The following is a 22,442-nucleotide window of genomic DNA, read 5'->3' as shown; positions in this document are numbered from 1 at the left end:
TACTCGGATAAAATTGGTTGAGACACTCTGAAAAACAAGTCTAATCCATATTTTCCCATGGACTTCGATCTATTTTGAAATTGAGCCGTTCGCGACCACCGTATGCTTCTAACCAATCAGACCACGGAGTTGGGTTTGCGTCAAATCTATCGAAATCTCTCCAATTTAGAAAAGAGCGATTTGGCAGATTAACGCCACCTAAGTCTCCCATACCCATAGGGTCATAAACCATCCCTTTTTTCACGAAAACTGTATGCTCAAACCAACCACTATCTTTAGGATCTAATAGCGTACCACCATCCTTGGAGGAGATTTGTATTCGCATACCACCTTCCATCTCTCTTTTATAGAGTTTAGCTACATCCTCACAATCAGCATTATGAACTAAAATCCCCAGATTAGAAACAAAATAGGTATGGAAGCCTTCAACCTTAAAATTGTAAACAGTGAAGTCACCTTCACGCTTATCAACTCCATCTACATCAATGATTCTACCATCTTCAGTTTGTAGCAAACTTCCAACATGGAGATCCTTAGCTTCTACCCAACCAAGATCAGGAGTCCAGAAGGGATGCTCACCTGTAGTTGAGATGATCTCACCATCAATGTAGATATCAACTAAAGCAGTAGTATGCCTGACAAAAGTATCTAGCACCTGCTTTGCTTCAATCTCACCGACTGTATTCGGATCGTCAGCAATTACCCAGTCTCCAACCTTAATATCCTCAATATTTTTAATACCCTCAGTCGTGAGAATCTCTGTACCAGCAACAAAGCAATTTCCAGTCTTAGTCACTGTCTTTTGAGCCGTCATTAAGCCATCAACAGACTCAGTACTACCCTTAACTGCTCTACTCGCCGAAAGGAACTGTTTAACGCCTAAGAGCGAACCCGCAAAAGGTACAAAAGCTAATAGATTCCATGTGTCCTCAAGTTCAAACTTGCCATTGTCCTGATAGCTTTGAGAAAGATTATTAGTCGCCTTAATTGCTCCATAGCCATTGAATGCAAGATCAATACCCGCAACCCATTGTAAGCGACCAATAGAAGTACTAGCCCAAGTCGCCGCCCTCAAACCGACTAAGAACGATACACCAATACCAGTAATATTACCCGCATTGAATAGAGCAGAATGTTTCGGCTCAATCTTCTTACCAGAAGAAGCTTCATAGATATCAGTTAACAAACCACCCGATACACCACTCGCAAAACCAGCACCCCATTCACCAAACAAACCTAAGATTTGTTCACCACTAGCACCTGTTGCCGCAGCCGTACCGATATAGCCAACACCAAAACCAACACCACCACTCGCCGCTAAAGTCGATAGCACACTCAAAGTAGCCGATACATCCCCCATCGTAAAATAACCCGAAGGGTCAGTATTACTAACAGGATTTGCATCCGCATAAAGATAACTATTCTGGCTCGCAGGTCGCTCAATCACTCCACCAAAAGCATCCTTCGAGACAAACCGCCCTAAAAGCGGGTCATAATACCTAGCCCTGAGATAATCCAAACCAGTTTCACTATCCCTCTGCTCACCCGCAAACTGCGAAGAATTACCAAAAGTACCAGATTGATCCAACAACACCCCAAAAGCATCATAGGTATAGCGGTCAGTAATTAAACCAACATTATCTGTCACCACCCTAGTCGAACCCAAAGCATCCGTATGATAGAACCCTTCAAGCCCATCATGCCGCGACCTGACTAAACCAATACCCTGAGTATAATCCGTTAAAATATTATCGTTATCGTCATACTCCATCAACACCTCAGGCAAATCCCAAATAGCAGCTGTCAAATAATTAGTCTTGACTCCATCCGTAGTACTGGACACCCTATTGCCAAAAGCATCATAAACAAAACTAGACTGCGAAGTAATACCAGCATTGGTCGTATTTACACCAATCAAGCGATTCTCACCATCATTAATCCAATCATAGACAGTAGATTTAGTCCCATCACTCCGCAACTTCAGCGAACCATTATTGTCATAGGAGAAATTCGTAACCTTGGTTCCAGCCGTGGTATTCGTCAGTCGATTATTCGCATCATAGGCATAGGTCGTCAAACCCTCCAGCGTATCAGTCTTGCTCAAGCGATTGCTCACAAGGTCATAATTGTAGCCAATCGTGCGATTTCCCACAGCCGCATCCGTAATCTTCTCCTGCGTCAAGCGATTGACCACATCATAGAAATAATCCACGGTTCGACCATTATTCTCCACCACCTGCGTGCGATTACCCACCGCATCGAGAGTATAGCTAAAGCCAGAGAAAACCGTCCCCGTAACATTCTTGGTGGTTATTTGAGTCAGACGATTTCTGACATCATATTGCCGCGACTCCACCGAACCATCAGCCAGTTTCTTTTGCGTCAAGTTCCCAACAAGGTCGTAATCATAATCAGCCAACAGACGAGTTCCATCCTTCACCTTATCCAGACGATTGAGAGAGTCATAGCTATAGTTGGTTGTCGAAGCTTGAGTCGTTACCGAAGTAACGTTATCCAACAAGTCATAACCATAGGTCACTGACTTTTGGTCTGGCATAATCGTTGTTTTGAGGCGATCGCGTTGGTCGTAACTATAGCTGGTTACACCACGCCCATCAGTGACCGTCTTTAACTGCGAAGTCACCGCATCATAGGTATAGGAAACCGTCGCCACCCTAGAATCAGTAAAGGTTTTATTTGCTAACCGCCCGATCGCATCATAGGCATAATTAATACTATCGCCATTAAAATCAGTGGTTTTGACAGTTTGTCCAAACTTATCGTAAACCGTCAGATTGCGCTGACCCATCGGCAAAATCGTTGCAGTTTGGCGATAAAAAGCATCGTATTCATACTTAGTCACATTTTGATTAGCATCCGTAACCGCCGTTAGTCTTGCTAAATTGTCATAGGTATATGTAGTCTTAGCTTGATTAGCTTGGATAATTTCCGTCAGTTGGCTGAGATTGTTATAGCTGTAATTGGTGCTATGGGAGTTCTCATCGGTCACCTGCGTCACTCGACCAAACTGGTCATAGTTGCGTAATACCTTATCGCTATTTGCAAACTGGGTTTCGACTTGTTGTCCATACTGATCGTATTTGTAATTGGTGCTACGTCCCAACGCATCGGTAACTTTAACTAAATTGCGACGGTTGTCATACTCAAACTCAGTGCGAGAGCGATCGGCACTAATCACCGCTTTGACTTGACCATAAGCGTCATATTCGTAGGTTGTCGTTTGATTGAGTTCGTTAGTTTCCGTCTTCACCCTTCCTAATTCATCATAGGTCAGCTTATAGGAAGAGTTATCAAAGTAAATCACATCCGTAACTCTAGCTTTGTCATCATAGACATATCTGGTAAGGCGATTTCGAGGATCGGTAGCGGTTTCGATTTGTCCACCCTCATTGTAGGTATAGGTTGTAGCATTACCAAGCACATCTTGATAGTTAATCAGTTGCCCAATATTGTTATAGAAATACTTCTGATCATTGCCAAAAATATCGCTTTGAGTTTTGACGCGACCTGCCAATGAATAACTAGTCTTAAGGCGTGGATTATCATTCCAATTATCGGGGGTAGTATCAGGAGCGATCGTTTCGATTAAGCGTCCTAATTCATCATAGACATAGCGGGTTTCTAAACCTGTGGGTGAGATTTCGGCAATCAGATTATTGTTCTGATCGTACTTCCTAATAATCTTAGGATTGTCGCTGCTATTGTTGGGCGTATTGTCTGGTTGAATGATTTCATCAATGCGCGTCACTACTGAACCTATTGTTGATGCAGTATTTCCAGATGGAGTTCCCTGTAAGTCATAGTTAAAGGAAGTAACATTACCAAACTCATCGGTCATTGACTTCACCCGTCCGAGCGCATCGTAAGTCATCGATTGACTTGTACCGCGAGAAGTTCGACTAGCGATCGTGCGTCCATTGTCGTCGTAGTCGTACTCCGTTCCTAATGTGTAAGTTTGACCATTCAGATTAAAGGTAGTGGTGGCGCTTGACATCCTACCGTTGAGGTCGTAATTAGCTTCAACCTTATTACCCCGACTATCAACCATGACATTAGGATTGCCATATTGGTCATAGTTATACTCTGTGACCTGTCCATCGGGTGCGGTTTGGAATCGCAATTGTCCGCGTGCGTTGTAGATATAGGTAGTTTTTAATCCATCTGTATCGACACTTTCAACTAAATTACCGCGACTATCATATTTAGCACTTGTACTTAAGCCCGTGGGAGATAAAACGCTGGTAACTCGACCGCTTCTGTCATAAGTCATGCGTGTGATATTGCCATCACCATCGGTACTGGTTAGGAGGTTGCGATTGGCATCATAGGTGTAAGTATTCGTAACGCCGTCAGCATCGGTTTCACTGAGTAAATTATTATCGTCATCATAGGTGCGTGTGGTTATGCCTCCTTTCGCATCAATCTCGGTGAGAACATTGCCACGATTATCGTAAATATAAGTAGTGGAATATCCTCTTGCATCTGTAACAGTTTGTTTGGAAGTATTAGGGTCATAAGCCATCTCTACGGGATTGCCATTGACATCATAGATATACTTCAACCGCCCCTGCGCGTCATACTCATTCTTCACCCCAGATCTTCCAAGGGGATCGACCACTTCTGTCAAGAAATGGTCGCGGGTGGGTTGAGCATACTTAAACTGGGTCGTATTATTCTCCCTGTCCGATACCCCAATCAAATCACCCTTCGCATCATACTGATACTTCACCACCTGACCGAGAGGATCGGTTACAGAAGTAATCCGACCACTAGCATCCCTCTGGAATGTCACCGCTTTGCCTGTATCGCTAGTAATCCCTGCATCCGTAAACGTGAGCGTATTGCCATTGGGATTGGTAACTTTATTCAGATCCCCCGTCGTGCCATCAATCTCATACACAATCCCCTCCTTCGTGGTGAGAATATACTTATTCCCAAAATAGCCGTCCGCAGGATTGTAAGCCACCCCACTACCAAGGGAATAGTACTTACCATCGATGTAACTTAACTTAGTATCGACAACAGTCAAGGTACTAGTGGAGCCTTTCTCCGATGTAAAGGTGGGATGATAGATCGATGCATCGTAGCCATCGATCGTAGGGAAATAGCTAGAAATTGGATCGCGGGTGGGCTTAAAGGTAAAGGTTTCGCGCTTGCCCCCTGGCAAAGTGATAAATACCTTCGTACCATCCTTAAACGCCTGTGTTCTCAAACCTGTCTGTTCGTAAACCTCATCCTTTGCCAAACTCGTGCGGAGATCCGTATCCCGAAACTCCAATCTCCACCCATAGCCAAAATCATCGCTGACCTTAGCATTGAGTGAATCATAGGTGCGGGTTACATTAATCGGAATACCTGATATCGGAATCGATAGGTCAGTGAATGAAAGAGTGAAGTTACCCAGTTTTAATCCCTGACTGACCACATTCACCTGTTCTTCCACCGAACTCGATAGCCCAGTCGTATCTGTTGCGGTCAAACGAATCCGATAACTATCATCGGCGAAGATACTGGGGTCAAACTTACCGAGTACGCCACCAGCCTTGACTTCACTATTACCCGTGATGATTGTCGTCCAGTCATCCGTACCAACAGCCGCAATATCCACCACATAGGATTGCAGATTATCATCGGGGTCATCAACTAGTCCTTTGATATCGCTGAGACTAGAAATCGCATCCTCGATTCCAAATAATTGGAAGCTCACCTCTGGCGCATGGGCTTCAGCATTGGGGTCAAATACGGGAATCGATACCGTCGTATCCTGCCCCACATTGCCCGCAGCATCGATCGCCTTAGCCACGATTTGGATATTCCCCACCTTGTTCAAGACCACGGTGGCAATACCATAGTTGTCTAAGGGAACCGCTTGTCCGTCTACAAGTAGCTGTAGGTCGGAGACTTTCACATCATCGGTGGCTTGGACTTGGAAGGTAATCGCACTACCTTTAGCGGCGGGAATAGAACCCGCATAGGTTAACTTTACGCTCGGGGCAGTACTATCGGCTTGGACGTTGATCGTAAAGTTCTGCGAGATCACACCCCCTGACTCATCGGTAATGCTGATGGTAATGGGATGAGCGCCAATTTGAGTAACAGAAGGAGTCCAACGCAATCGACCTAGCTCATCAATGCTAATTCCTAAGTTCTTAGATGCGTCATCAAGGCTATATTTCAAGCTACCACCATCGGGGTCACTAACCCGTAGGTCATAGACATAGGGAACATTGGGAACGGCTTTTGTTGGTGGATTATCAGAGCTAATGACGGGTAATTGATTGGCTCTTGCGGTGAGGGTGAATCCTTGTGCCGCTCCTAAGCCGCCTTCATCGACGACTCCGATGACGACTTTGTAGTTTCCTGCACTCAGGTTATTCCCTGTCAATAGTCCTGTCTGGCGATCGATCGCTAGCCCTGTGGCTCCGCCATTGCTGATCAGTTGATATTCGAGTTTGTCTCCCGCATCGGGGTCGCTAGCGGTGACTTGATAGCGGTAGGAGCTATTGGTATCGGCTTGGAATTGCGGTGTAGAGGTAATGCTGGGGGCATGGTTGATGGGATTAGCGATCACCTCCAGTTGATAGCTCTGGCTGCTAAAGCCGCCTTGACTATCAGTGGCTTGGACTTCCACGTTGTAACTGCCCACGGTGTTTCCCGTCCAAGAGATCTTCCCTGTATTTGCATCGATCGCCATACCATTAGGGCTACTCTTCAGGCTATAGATGACGGGGTTATTCTCTGGGTCGCGGGCTAGTACTTCATAGCTATAGGCTTGTCCCTGCCCAATGCGGGTAATCGGTGTCGATACGATCTGTGGTGGTTTATTGCTAGCAGTTCCAGCAGGTTGATTGCTGACATTGAGAGTAAACCCTTGGGTCGCTCTTGCGCCGCTACTATCGGTTACGCCTATTTCAATGTTGTAGGTTCCCAATGTAGGACTATCCCATGTGACTAGTCCTGTGGTGGGGTTAATTGTTATCCCTGTCGCTCCTCCGCTATTAATTAATCCATAGCTCAAGCTATCTCCCGCATCGACATCGGTCGCTACGACTTGATAGCGGTAGGGTTTCGTCGTATCGATTTGAGCGATCGGGGTGGAGGTGATGCTGGGGGTGTGATTGAGCGCAGTGAGGTTGGGCGCGGCAACTATTTCCAGTTGGTAGGTTTGGGTATTGAATATCCCTTTACTATCGGTGGCTTGGACTTGAATTTTGTAGCTGCCAATATTGCTATAGCTGGGTGTCCATGAGATCTTGCCTGTCTCGCTATCGATGCTCATCCCTGTGGGATAGCTAATCAGACTATAGCGAATGGCATCGTTTTCGGCATCCGTTGCCACGACGTTATAGACATAGGGTTGTCCCTGTCCTGCTTTGGTGATTGGGGTCGATAGGATATTGGGAGCGGTGTTAATCGCATTGACCTTGAGCGTATATTCTTGAACGCTATAGGCTCCATAGTTATCGGTGACGCGAATGGCGATCGCCTGTTCGCCGATTTGATTGACGGTTGGTTGCCATCTTAGTCGTCCCGTGGTGGCATCAATTACCATTCCCGTCGGGGCTTTATCTAAGCTCCACAATAGGCGATCGCCATTCGGGTCACTGCCACTCAAGTCATATTGGTATTCGCGGTCTATGGTCGTAACGAGATTGGGCGCAGAACTAATGGTCGGGGCTTTATTTTCTAATTGACTGCCGACTCTGATTTGGAAGGTTTGAATGCTGCTTGCACCCTGCGTGTCGGTGACCTTGACCGATACATTATTGTCTCCAAATTGGCTACTACTAGGCAGCCAACTCAGGATATTGTCCTTGATCGTCATTCCCGCAGGAGCCGTGACTAAGCTGTAGGTTAGAGCATCCCCATCGGCATCGGTCGCCAATATTTCGTAGCTATAGCTGTTGCCATATCTAGCGCTATTGCGTGGGGTAGAGCTGATCGTCGGTGCGCGATTGGGAACCGCATTGATGACTGAGAGCTTACCTGTTTGCAAGCTTTCACCACCCTTGCCATCAGTTACTTTGATCGTGAAGTTATTATCACCGACTTGATTGCTCGTCGGTTGCCATGTTAACAGCCCAGTGCTGGCGTTTATAGTGGCTCCAGAGGGCGCAGTCACCAAAGAGAAGGTTACGGTATCGTTATTCGGATCGAGCGCATTAACTTGGTACTGGAAGGTTTTATTAGCCTGTGGTGTGGTGCTGGGGAATATTGAGGTGAATACAGGTACTTGGTTATCCGATAGCAATTCTACTTTGATATATTGCAGAGCCTGTCCGCCTTTGCCATCTTGTGCGCGCAGCAGTACGTTAAATACGGGAGTCTTGGCGATCGCCGCCGCACGACTCGGACCAACGCGCTGGCGATCGGCTTCCAGTTGGGCATAGTAGTCGGCGATCTGAGTTTTAGTAGGATTCCAGATTACCGTTCCAGTTTCATTATCCACCGTCATGCCTTTGGGAGCTAACACCAGACTATAGGTCACGGAGTCTGCGTCAGGGTCAATCGCCTTAGCCTTGTAGTTCAGTAACTGTCCTGCTTTAAGTTGAGTTAATTCAGGAGGAATAGTCGTAAACTGCGGTGCAGTATTAACAGGTGTTGCGATTTTGGTAACCCCAAATAGATGACTGAAGGTTTCACCCGCTGTCGTCACTACATCTGTCGCAAAACCCGTATCAGGAGTACTCAGGCTGTAACCATTGGGAGTCAGAATTCTGACGGTATAGTTTCCTGGAGTCAGATGATCGAATGTGTAGTAGTAAGGTGTTTGACCAACACTATTTGGAGCATTGCCTCGTTTCGTCAATTGGATGGGTTCGCCCGCTTCATACTGCCCATCATTATTCAAATCTAAGTAAACGCTGACATTCTCTTTGAATGGCTCTAGAGCGTATCTCTCATCAAAGCCAGTAAAAATATTCGATAGTTCGTTGATGTCTTTCAGCTTAATCACATCGGGATCGATTGCTTTGAGAGTATCGGTAGTTGCCGCATCCCCAATACCAAATGCTGTTACATTTCCACCCCGTGACTTAATATTCGCTACGATCGTGTTAATTTCCGTTGGATTTAAATTACTGAAATAACCATCGGACATGAAGATCAGATTGGGCGTACCAGGCAATACATTAACCAAGGTGTCAATCTGTTCGATGACATTATTAAGTTTGCTACCGCCATCAGGAACATGGTACAGAGGCAGGGCTAATACTTCAGAGATATTAGAAGTTCCATTACCATTACTATCAGCTAGCGCCGTCGTATATTCCTGCAATCCTGCCATGACCAAGTCCATGTCTTGGATTGTTGCGCCAGTTGTAAAAGGTAGGAATCCAATTTTGAGTTTACTACCCTGTCCTTGAGCAATTATGGAACTGACCAAAGATTTTATAGCAGCTACTTCTGCATCCAGAACTGTTTTAACATCCTTAAACTTGCCAGTCCCTAGAAATGGAGCAGCAGTACTACCCGATACATCGATCGCTAGCACCACAGAAGGGTTATCTCCCTTGATTAATTTACTATCCAGTAAACCATTGCCATTAAGATCGTCAAATACCGCACCTTGAATTTTGCCCAAGTTGCCATAAACATCTACAGTGAAAGTTTGGGTGTCTTTCCCACCTCTGCCATCGGAAACTTCCACTGTGAAATTAGCTTTGCTACCAGGTACGACCGAAGCAGCAGGAAACCACAGTAGTTCGCCAGTGTCACGGTTAATGACTGCGCCAATGGGTGAGTTAATTAATCGGTAAACTAAAGAGTCGCTATCTGGATCGAGAGATTTAACTTGATAACGATATCCATCTTCTGCAAGGCTATACTTTGTGTCGGGAATGCTAGTAATAACTGGATTTGCATTATTGGGGTCGGCAAACAGCTTAATATCATAATTTTGGGTGGCTGTGCCGCCCTTACCATCTTTGGCTTGTAATTCCACCGCTACAGTTGCAAGGGAGCCATCGTCATTTTTCGCTCCAGATATACCAGAGCCAGGAACAATCACATCCCTGCGATTACTAATATCAGTGGCAACTACACGGAATTTGTAATCGACAGGATTGGTGGCATAGGCTCCTGCGACATACAGATAATATTCTCCCGCCTTGTCGATTTTTACTTCAAAATCATTACGTAATTCGTTGCTAGCAATGACATTATTGCCAGCCCCATAGAGTGTCCAACGATATTCATAGGGATAGTACCAATTAGTATTGAAGGACAAATTATCAAAGTAAAGGATCTTATTTGCCTCAGCCGTAATTTTGTAGAAAGTGCCCTTCTCTCCATTGTCTAAAGAGCCTGTAATGGGGAGGTTGTATTCGACCTCTTGAGCAGTACTAGCATCTAGCAATTGGAAGGAATAACTACGTTGCAATGAACTGCTGTAGGTGTTAGCCTGTCCCGATATTGCTAAATGGTATAGTCCCTCTTGGGTGAGCGTATATGGGGCTGAATCTGATGAGTTAACCCCCTGACTCATAACTACTCGTCCACTGGGGTCATACAGATAGGCATTGACTCCATCTCCATACATGCCATTAAACAGTACCTTAGTGCCGACAGAGTTTTGAAAGGTATAGATTTTAGTTTCTTTATTATTTAGGGTTCCTGTTACTGTATCGTTTAAGGCAAGATAGTTAAGTGCTGGCGAACCAAAGCTATTCGGCATCTCCAATAGGTTGTACCTAAAGTTTGCAGCAGCATATGGATAGACACTATAAGCCTGCAACTTATAAGTACCTGTTTGAGAAAGAGTCAAGACTTGATCTGAGGTCGCAGATTGGTTGTCTAGAGCCACGGTTCCATCTGGATTAATCAATCTAAACCGAGAATAGTAGTAGCTATAGTAATCATAGCCGCCATAGTAATAATTATTATAGCTATTAGAAGAATCATAGGCTTGAGCGTCAAAGAATATCTGCGTACCTGCTTTACCCGTAAATTCATAATCGACTGTCGCCCCTGCATTATTAATGCTTGCGGTCTGGACAACACCGATTCCTAAATTGGCTACCGCCGCAGGAGTGATGTCGGTAACTTGGAAACTGTATTCGCCTCCGCTATTACCATTAATTACTAGGCTGTATATTCCCGTAGAAGCTAGAGCTACTTTAAAGTCTGGGGATGCCGAACTAGGAGTAGCTATAGCTATCCCCGAAGGGTCATAGATAGCCCAACTAGCACCCACCAAATTTGGTGCGGTAAGGTCAAAACTAAGGACTTGTCCTTGCTTACCATTTAGTTTGTATAGGTTGGCGCTATTAGCTGCGACGGTTCCTGAGATTGATGTAGCAAGACTAATTTCAGAGGCAATGGCGCGATCGCTGAGACTAAAGCTATAGTTCCCAATTGCTCCGCCATCACCATCTATCACTAGTCGATATTTACCAGTCTCTGCTAAGGTTTCAGGCAACCAGTCTCCTTCACTTAAAAGGCTATCTTTCAATAGAACATCTGTGGGGCTATATAGTCTTGCTCTGACATTCGGCGGAGCCGTAATTGAATCAAAAAATAATCTCTGTCCGAGGTTGCCTGTGAAGCTATAGGTGTCGGTTTCGCCTTTACGAGCTAGAGAGGTGCTAATAACATTCCCTAACGTGTAATTAGCGATCGAACTATTTGGCGTAATCAGGCGTATTGTATAGTCACGATTGCTAGCGCCTCGACCCTGCACTTCAAGGGTATATTCTCCTGTTTGCGAGAGTACTATTTCCCCAGGAGTTGACAAGTTACCATAGGTTACACTTGTACCATTTGGTGCATAGATGCCCCAAAAATTGGATGGATCGCCTGCTATCGTATCGATATATAGGGTTTGTCCTTGAGTCCCTGAGAAACGATAGAGATTGGACTGTTTGCCATTAGCATCGCTAAGACTACCCGTGATATCAGTATTAGGCTGTACTAATACAGCTTGAGATGTAGCAAAGGAGGAAACGTTAGCATATTCCAATAAACGCAGACTGTAGTTCCCCAGAGAAACATTGCCATAATAATCGTAGCTCGAACCATCTATGGTGAGGGTATAGATTCCATTCTCATCAAGAACTTCATTAGCATAATTACTTTGGGTGTCCAATCTACTAAAGATTGTCTTGCCCGTTGGCGAAGTGAGGGTGGCATAAATATTGGCGGTAGTAGATAGACCATCAAAGAATAATCTCTGCCCTGGTTTTCCTTCAAAAGTGTAGAAGTCTTTTTCTCCCTTTTCACTAATGCTGCCCGAAATTGTATCGCCCACTTTATAGGCAGTACTAACCAAATCTGGAGTTACTATTTTAAATTGATAGGGAACTGTATTCGAGCCTTGAGGTACTCCTTGGATAGCGATCGTGTACTCACCAGCATCTAACCAAAATTCTTGACTGCGATTCAATTCTGACGAAGCGACGCGAGTTTTACCATCGGGAGAATAGATAATCCAATTACCACTACCTCCTTGGGCATCAAAATAAACATACTTCCGCTCGCTGATATTTAGTCGATATTGAGTGGTTCCCAATCCGCCGTTATCAAATGCACCTGAGACAACTGTATCTAATGTCGTTTCTGGAGCTAAAGTTTTATCCAGTAATCGCAATTTGTAATTACCTAAATTCGGATAGACATAGCTATGATCGCCATAGCCAGCAAAGCGATCTGCATAGTGATCTGAACCGTCGATTACAACAGTATAGGTTCCACTCATTTGCAAAGTCAGTCCATCGACATAAGGATCGCGATCGTAGCGACCATCTTGGAAGAAAATTCTTCTGCCAATGGGATCGTAAATTGATACATAGTTCAAGTCACTTCCCAAAGCATCATAGAATAACTGATGTCCTGCTGTACCCGTAAATGTATAGTTGCGTTTCACGCCTTTCTCGGTGATGCTGCCACTAACAACTGTACCAAGTTCAATAGATTCTGCGGGAGGGATAATTGGTGCGCTTATGTGTAGCTTGTAGTCAGCACCAGCAATGTCTCCAATCCCCTGCATCACAATTAGGTATTCACCTGCAGATAGAGGGAATTCCAAATCATTGGCAGCAGATAATCCTAGGCTATTAATGAATTGTCCGTCGGGACTATAAAGAATGAAAGAACCATTCCCCTTAATTACATCAAAGTAGAGAAATTTAGTTTCAGCTAGTGTTAGTTTGTATGCTTTTGATCCCAAAGCTCCGTTGTCAAATGTTCCAGTGATATCATCACCAACATTAACCACTGTGGCATTGTCTTTGTCTAATAGACGGAACTTGTAATCACCTAGGTAAGGATAGACATAGCTATAGTCATAGTAATAGTGGGAAGAGCTATCAATTACAATTTGATAAACGCCATCCATCTGTAAAATCAATCCTTGGCTTGGTGCAGCATCGTCTTGAGGCCTCTGATTAAATATCACTCTACCTATGGGATCGTAAATCACCAAATTATTGCCGAAGTTTCCACCTAAACCATCAAAGAAAATTTGCTTACCTGCTTTCCCATTAAAGCTATAGTATCGCTTCGCCCCTTTATCAGTGATACTGTCGCTAATCACAGTATCAAAATCTATGGGAACGTTTAAGTAAGCTGGTGGCTGCGAAATCCTGAGCTGGTAGTTGCTGGCTGAACCTCTACCTTGCATCACGATCAGGTACTCTCCCGCGCCCAGAGTTAACTCGCGATCGTATCCGTCATTCAGATTGAGGTTTGTAATTTCATAACCGTTGGAATTATAAATCCGAAAAGTGCCATTACCCTGTAATCCATCGAAATAAAGCGCTTTAGTTTCGGTAAGCGAGAGTTTGTATAATTTGGAACCCAAAGCTCCATTATCAAAAGTACCTGTAATATAGTCACCAACATTCACCGCAGTGGCATCAGCTTTATCTAATAAGCGGAATTTGTAATTGCCAGTGTGGGTTGTATATGGTGAGGTAGTGGGGTAAGAAGTTTCGTAGTAATCAATGTAGCTATTGTAGTCTGAGCCACCAATTTGCAAAGTATAAGTCCCATTCATTTGCAGGATTAGCCCGTCTTGAAGATTGCGATCATCTGGATTATTAGCGCGATCGACAATCTTTCTACCTGTGGGATCGTAGACTGTGACATAGAGATAATTGTCTCCACCCAAGGCATCATAGAATAACTGCTGACCCGCCTTACCTGTGAATGTATAGGAGTCATACTGACCCTTAGTAGAAATGTTTCCAGAGATATCTGTACCAATAGCTAAGGGAGTCGTAGTCGTGCTAGGTGCTAATAGATTGAGTTGATAGCTATTATTCGCCGCCCCGTTTCCTGCGATAACAAGCGTATATTCTCCTGTCTGATTGAGGAAAAATTCCTTATACTTACTTAACCTGCCCGAAGCAACGGTATCGCCTTTCGGAGAATAGATAAACCAATAGGTATTACTATCACCAGATGGGTCGATCGCTAATAACTGATTGGCATTAGCCGTAAATCGATAGAATTTAGCTTCTCTTCCATCCGTGCCAAACGTGCCTGATAGATTACTACCTAGGCTTACAGGGGTAGCAATTGTCGAGCTATTACCATAGGGCACTAAGTTAAAGCTATAGTTGCCTGCATATCCTCCAGATGAGTCGATGATGAGTTGATAAGTTCCCGTTTCACCAATAAAAATTTCACCGCGATCGCTCGTTAAATTTCCTTGCTTGACTAATGTTCTACCTTTGGGATCGATGATGCTATATTGTAAAGCCGAATTAGAAGTAAGACTGTCAAAATATAATCCCTGTCCTGCGGTTGCATCAAAGGAATAGATTTTTTTAGTGTCTCCAGTAGAAACTGAATTTAACAACTGAATCTCTTGAATACATAGATAGCTTTGCCCTATGGATGATTGCGCTGTAAGCGACCACTTATAGTATCTATAACTATCAGTCTCTCCCAAAGCATAGCTTCTCTTTTCTCCAGTAGCCCAGATAGGTTGTCCTGATTTACTGTCTAATGTCGTAAAATTAATTCCATCATTACTGCCAGCAAACACCCACTGTCGAGGACTTTGATTAAATTCCCCATCTGCTCTCGAAACAAAAGAATATCCAGAAACCGATGTAGATGTTCCTAAATCAATTTGGATAAATGGATTGGGTTCACCATTTGTATGCCACATAGCATAACCATTTGAGTTGTTTGTCCTACCATCAAAGGCAAAATATGCTGGGAAATATTCGCTTGAAGCCGTAACTCTATAAGGAGAGATCACATTAGCTGTGAGGATTGGTGAGACTACAATTGAGCCAGCTATAGTTCCGCTCACCGTAGTATTGAGCGAGTAAGGGATTGATGTAGAAAGTGTTGGAACTAAATTAAACCTATAGCTACCGCCATCTTTTGTGGCTGAGTCAATAATTAGCTTGTAAGTTCCAGTTTCACTAGCAAAAACTTCCTTGCTAGATTCTATCTCCTTAGCATTGCTAATTAGTAATTTCCCATTTGGATCAATAATACTGTACTTTAGGTTGTTTCCAAGAGAAAGACCATCAAATTTGAAGCTTTGTCCTGAAATCGCATCAAAGGAATAAATTTTCTTGCTATCAACAATTGAATTTATTAGCTGAATTTCTTGAATAGAGATAATATTTTGACCTATTGCGCCCTCAGTCGTATATGTCCATCTGTAATATCTATAATTGTCAGCAGTTGCAAGTGCGTATTCTCTCTTTTCGCCAACGCCCCAAACGGGTTGTCCCGACCTACTGTCTAGGGATGTAAAGGTCGTACCATCATTACTGCCAGAAAGTACCCACCAACGAGGACTTTGGTTATATTCTCCATCCGCTCGCGAAACAAAAGAATACCCAGAAATCGTAGCAGGAGATCCCAGATCGATTTGAATGAATGGATTTTGTTCGCCAGAAGAAGCCCAGAAGCTAGAACCATTCAAGCTCCCATCAAAGGCTCGATAAGCAGGGTAATATCCATAATACTCACTTGAAGCAGTAACTGTATAAGGAACAGGTGAGTTGTTAGAGTTTAAGATTGGTGAGACAATTGATGAGGCTATAGTTCCACTAATCGTAGTGTTTGGTATATAAGGAATGGGTGTGGGATCGTTAGAAGAAGCAAGGTACGATGAATTAATCTGAAGCTTATAAGTATTGTCAGCAGAGCTATTCCCGATCGCTACCAGCCAGTACTCCCCCTTTGTCAAGTTAACATCGGCACTATTAGGGAAATTTTGGCGGGCAACAATTTGACCATCACCACTATAGATAATCCAGTAGTTGGGACTTTGACCATCTTGGATGTCAACATGAATTGTCTGAGTATTACTAACGTTGAAGCGATAGCCATTGCTTCCAACTCCCCCGTTATCAAAAGTGCCTTGAATGATATCGCCGATATTGATTAATGGGGAAGAGCTATCACTCAAAATGCGGAACTTATAGTTGCCAGTTACTTCGCCATTTCCATCAATGGTAATGGTATAAGTACCGTTCTTAGTCAACAGCAAACTTGTATTATTAGTATCAGGTCCTGCATCGGAAATATTACCTGTACTGTATATATTCCGTCCAAATGGATCGGTAATATAGAAAGATAAATTTGGAGAGATACCAAGTGCATCAAGAAATAGTTTATCGCCTGCAATGCCTGTAAAGGTATAGTAATCCTGCTCGCCTTTAGTGCTAATTGAACCTGTAACAACTCCATTCAAAGCTAAAGGAGTAGCTAGCAGATCTGGAGTAATAATTTTTAGCTTATAGTTACTCTCGTTATAGCCATTACCCTGAGCTACCAGCCAATATTCACCAGCGCCAAGCCATAGCTCTTGATCTCCATTGCTAATAGAATAAGTCCCCACAACTTTCTGACCACTAGCATTATAAATAGTCCAGTAGCCATCACCTAGCTGACCATCAACATATATATAAGTGCGTTCGGCTAGATTAAACCGATAGCCCACACTACCGCGATTGCTATTGTCAAAAGTTCCTGTAATATCCGTATTCAGAGCTACTAGGGGAGAATCAGCCATGTTAAGTAAACGGAAACCATAAGTACCCGTTGTCTCTCCACTGCCATCAATATTAATTTGGTAAGTACCATCGCTAGTCAATCTTAGCCCTGCGTAGTCATGCGGATTCCCATCTCCTTGGCTAATCTGAAAACCAGTATATCGACCGTTAGGATCGTAGAGAGTAGCGTAAATGCCCGAACTAGTTCCCAAATCGTCAAAGAAGAGAACTTGTCCAGCCTTACCCTCAAAACGATAGTAATCCTGTTCTCCCTTTTCAGCGATCGAGCCGATGATGTCCGTATTGAGCGTTATATTGCTATACAACAAATCAGGAGTAACAATTCTCAGCTTGTAACTGCTATCGCCATAACCATTGCCTTGAGCCACCAGCCAATATTCACCAGCGCCAAGCCATAGCTCTTGATCGTTATTGGTACCAGTTCCTGTAATTCTCTGTCCACTAGCATTGTATATGTACCAATAGCCATTACCTTGCTGACCATCGATATACACATAGGTTTGAGTCGGAATGTTAAAGCGATAACCGACACTACCAAGATTATCGTTATCAAACGTTCCCACAATATCCGTATCTAGTGCCACCAAAGGCGAATCTGCTTTATTCAGCAATCGGAACTTATAGTTGCCTATCGCCTCACCATCACCATCTACGGTAATTCTATAGGTTCCATTCATAGTCAGTCTCAGTGCCGCATAGTCACTGGGATTAAGATCCGAACGACTATTGGTTCTGACTACTTCGCGACCCGTGGGATCGTAAATAATGATGCTAAAGTTAGTCGGATTATAGGGGTTAGAGTTAGCTGGATTACTTAAAGAATCAAAGTACAACTGTTGCCCTGCTTTACCTGTGAAAGTGTAATAGTCTTGAGCGCCTTTTTCAGTCAAAGTGCCGCTGACATCGCTGCCAAAAGTGATAGCTGGCTTAGTTGTCAGTTCGGGCGTGACCAGATTAAATTTATAGCGTGACTCGTAGCCAGCGCCATAGCCCTGTATCGCTAAGGTATATTTCCCAGCTTCTAACCATCCTTCTCTGTCTTCCCAAAGGCGTTGGGAGTAATACAACTGACCACTAGTATCATAAAGCTGCCATCCTCCAGGCTGAGCATTGTAGTATGCAGGATAATAGTTGTCATACCCTAGAGAAGTTGTGTCGAAATAGAGATACTGACGAGATGTCAGTTCAAACTGAAATAGCTCAATATTGTAGCCTCCATTTCCCAAGGTTCCAGAAAATTCTGTATCTAGAGCTATTGGCGTAGCAGCAGCTTTATCTAAAAGACGGAATGCATAGGCTCCATTGTTCTCTCCAGAACCATCTATCTTGATTTTGTATGTGCCATCAGAGGTAAGACGCAGTCCAGCATTGTCTGGAGTGCGATCGCTACGACTGTCAAATGTATCTACTTGCACGCCTGATGGATCGTAGATATAGGCAATAAAGTAGCTTGAATTGTATGGATGCACTAAAGAATCAAAGAATAGCTGCTGTCCTGCTGTCCCTGTAAAAGTGAATGTATCCTGTTCGCCCTTTTTCAGATTGCCACTAATTGTCGTTCCCAAAGTCATGGGAGTTACGGGTAATGGCGAGTTAATAATGCTGAATGAATAGCTATTACTCGTAGTCAGAGCATCTCTACCGCGAACTACTAAAACATATTCCCCATCAGTTTGAATATCTACTTCCATATCATCCATGTAGCCATTAGCAGCAATAGCTACATTTCGCGGATCGTAGAGTACCCAGTCCATCTTGTCGTAAGCACGACTTTGCATATCAAAATAAAGTTTCTGTCCTTTACTAGCAGTAAAGCGATAGAGATTATCTTGTGAACCTAAATTCAGGGTGTCATTAATTACCTTGTCAAAATTGGTAATGGGAAGAAGTGCAGGATTAACCACTCTAAAGCCATAACTGCCTACGGTATCCCCACTTGGATTAATGACGATTTTATAGTTGCCATCCTCATTTAGGCTTAGAAGTGGACTGTCATAGTACGCAAGATAGGTGTTGGCTACCAACTGTCCCGATGGGCTATAAATTTGAAAACTCCAATTCTCTCTACTGCCTGTGTATTGCAGTGGGTCAAAATAAAATTTCTGCCCTGCTTTACCTGAGAAATTAAATTCTTGGTTTTGTCCAGGTACATTGATCTGCCCAATGACAGTGTCGCCCAAAATTAATGATGGTGGGGCTGTCCATTCTACTTTCCCTGTGGCTGGATCAACTTTTAATCCATCGGGACCAATGACGACGCTATAGGTTAGGGAGTCTTGATCGGGGTCGATCGCTTGAGAATCATATTGATACAGCTTATTGATATAAGCCTGAACTACAGGATTAGTTACAAATGCGGGAGGACGATTGGGAGGAATATCCGTTACGGCAAGGTTATAGTCTTGCTTTGAGACCCCACCTCTACCATCACTAACTTCAACGCTGATGGACTTGTTACCAATATCCGCCGTAGTAGTTACCCATGTAATCACACCAGTCTGACTATTGATGGTCATACCATCAGGGTTGACCAAAAGTTTGTAAGTGAGGTTATCGCTGTCGGGGTCAGTAGCTTTGACATTATAGGTATAGGTCTTTCCACCAATTACTTCTGAGTTTGGTTGGCTTGTAATTACTGGTGGTTTGTTGAGTGTGGAAAGAACTTGGAGCTTGTAAGTAAACTGGACTTGATTGGGATTGTAGAAAATCAAATTGCCGATTTCGGTGATCTGCCCTTGATTTAGCTTGCCATCATTAACCAACGCACTGAAATCATAGTAAGGCAATCCATCAGGCGTAAACCCATTGGTATTACGAACTTGAACCGTGGGGTCGCTAATATTGGTTACTGCGACTAAAAGTGGATTGTTAACCGCGTAAGTGCCTGAATTCTTCAGGGCGAGGCTTGCGTATAGCAGTTTGCTATCTTGATTGAAAGACGTGCGATCGTACTGAGGCAAAATGCTACTACTAACATCAATCGTATTGCCTAAATTTAGAGGAGTGGGTGAAGGGCTTGCGGGAAGTACTGTCTGTTGAGCAGGCAAAGTATTTAGTGGCGCGTTGACAATGGCGAAGTCCTTGATTGTGACCTGAGTAGTGGTATCTGCATCATCATTGATCAGGCGAAACACCAGATTAGCTGAAGTATTCGCTGGAATACCCGTGAGATTTAATTTGACAATTCCCGTGATGGGGTCATAGGTCGTAGCGGCGGTAAGAGCTGGGATATTACTGCTCTCGCTGAGGTTAAAGAAGCTACTTCTACCCGCACCGATCGTTAAGGTTAAGGGTTTGCCATTACTATCCACTAAGGAAACTTCAAAGGCATCATGGATAGAATTTAAAGCAGCGGTATCAAAGTTAAGTCCATCGATTTTGAATTGCAGGATCGATGGCTGAGATGGAATTGTAATAGGAATAGAACGAATAGGGCTAAAGAACGATCGTTCTTTAAGACTGAGATCTACGGAGATATAGAAGTTTTGGTTGGCTTCTAAATGCTCAAAAGTGCTATTTTCTCTAGCCTTGAGCTGGATGTTATAGATGCCTGAGTCGGTAAAACTAGGTGTACCTTGGAGTTTGGCCGTGCCGTCATGGTTGTCTACAAGGGTGAGCCATGATGGTAGGTTTGCCGCTGTAATGTCAAGGGTATTATTTTCAGGATCGGATGTGGTGATATTGTATTGGTAGGGCTGACCTGCACTTCCGTTATTTTTAATATCACTTGTAAATACAGGAGCTTCATTAATATTGGTGATATTGACGGTGAATACCTTCTCGTAAGATAGCCCACCTTGATCCGTAGTCTTAACTCTGATGCTATAGGTATTCTTGGTCTCAAAGTCAGGTGAGTTTACGATGTGGAGTTCGTTATTAATAATTGAGAAAGAAGTATTGTCCGAACTTCCAGTTCCAGCAACTAAGCTGTAAGTAAAAGTCTGCGGAGTTGAATCTGGATCTGTGCTGGTAAATTTGCCGATTAAGGTATTTGCAGCAACATTTTCTGGCGTTGTGTTATTGCTGAGAACCAATGCTGTTGGTGCTTCATTGACATCAGTGATGCTAATAATTAGCGCTTTTTCAAAACTTAGACCACCTTGATCTGTGGTTTTGACTCGGATGGAGTAACTGTTTTTGCTCTCAAAGTCAGGTGAGAAGTTGAGTTTGAGTTTACCATTCTCAATAGTAAAGAGGCTATTGTTGATATCACCGATCCCATTAACTAGGCTATAGGTAAAGCTGTTACCTGTGTCGGGGTCGATGCTGCTAAAACTGCCGACTTCCGTATTAACGGGCACATTCTCAGCTATGGAGCTGGGGCTAAGAGCTAAGTCGGTCGGAGCTAGATTGGGATTGATGACAACTGTTTGAAAAGTTTTGAAGTCGCTAAGACTGGGATTACCATCATCAGTGACGCGAATCCCAATTGTGTAAGTTCCTGCTTGGGATACGGTTGGTGTCCATGTAAAAACACCCGTAATCGGATTGATACTAGCCCCTGTAGGAGCATTTGGTTCGAGGCTATAGGTAAGGTTGGTTGGTCGATCTGGATCGGTGGCGATCGCAGTCAAGCTTAATAATGTTCCAGAAGCGATCGTTTGATTGGCGATCGCTGACAAAGTTGGTGCTTCGTTGACATTGAGAATGTTGACTGTGAATACTTTCTCGTAGGATAAACCTCCTTGATCGGTGGTTCTAACTCTAATGCTGTAGCTATTCTTCGCTTCAAAGTCAGGTGAGTTAACAATGCGTAACTCATTGTTGATAATCGTGAAAGCAGCATTATCAGTACTTCCAGTTCCTGTAACCAAGCTATAGGTAAAAGTCTGTGGAGTTGTATCGGGGTCTGTGCTGGTAAATGTTCCAATTAAAGAATTTGCTGCAACATTCTCTGGAGTCGTGTTATTGCTGAGAACTAATGCTGTTGGTGCTTCGTTGACATCGGTGATACCTACCGTAAATACTCTCTCGAAAGATAGTCCTCCTTGATCGGTCGTTCTGACTCTAATGCTGTAGCTATTCTTCGCTTCAAAGTCAGGAGAACTGTTGATATGTAATTCATTGTTAACTATTGTGAAAGCAGCATTATCAGTACTTCCAGTTCCTGTAACCAAGCTATAGGTAAAAGTCTGTGGAGTTGTATCGGGGTCTGTGCTGGTAAATGTCCCAATTAAAGAATTCGCTGCAACATTCTCTGGAGTTGTGTTATTGCTGAGAACTAATGCTGTTGGTGCTTCGTTGACATCGGTGATACCTACCGTAAATACTCTCTCGAAAGATAGTCCTCCTTGATCTGTCGTTCTGAGTCTAATGCTGTAGCTATTCTTCGCTTCAAAGTCAGGAGAACTGTTGATATGTAATTCATTGTTAACTATTGTGAAAGCAGCATTATCAGTACTTCCAGTTCCTGTAACCAAGCTATAGGTAAAAGTC

The 22,442-nt window shown here is 43.6% G+C and carries 1 protein-coding gene; it reads right to left on the bottom strand.

Going from position 1 to position 22,442, the window contains the following annotated elements:
- Positions 1 to 40: 40 nt before the first annotated feature.
- Positions 41 to 22,426 (bottom strand): putative Ig domain-containing protein, encoded by a 22,386-nt coding sequence (locus PseudUWO310_RS16015; RefSeq protein WP_223805697.1) that lies wholly within the window; start codon positions 22,424 to 22,426, stop codon positions 41 to 43.
- Between the last annotated feature and the right edge of the window lie 16 nt (positions 22,427 to 22,442).

It is taken from the genome of Pseudanabaena sp. UWO310, from assembly GCF_006861605.1.
Classification (GTDB): domain Bacteria; phylum Cyanobacteriota; class Cyanobacteriia; order Pseudanabaenales; family Pseudanabaenaceae; genus Pseudanabaena.
This window is presented reverse-complemented; position numbering and strand designations above follow the sequence as displayed.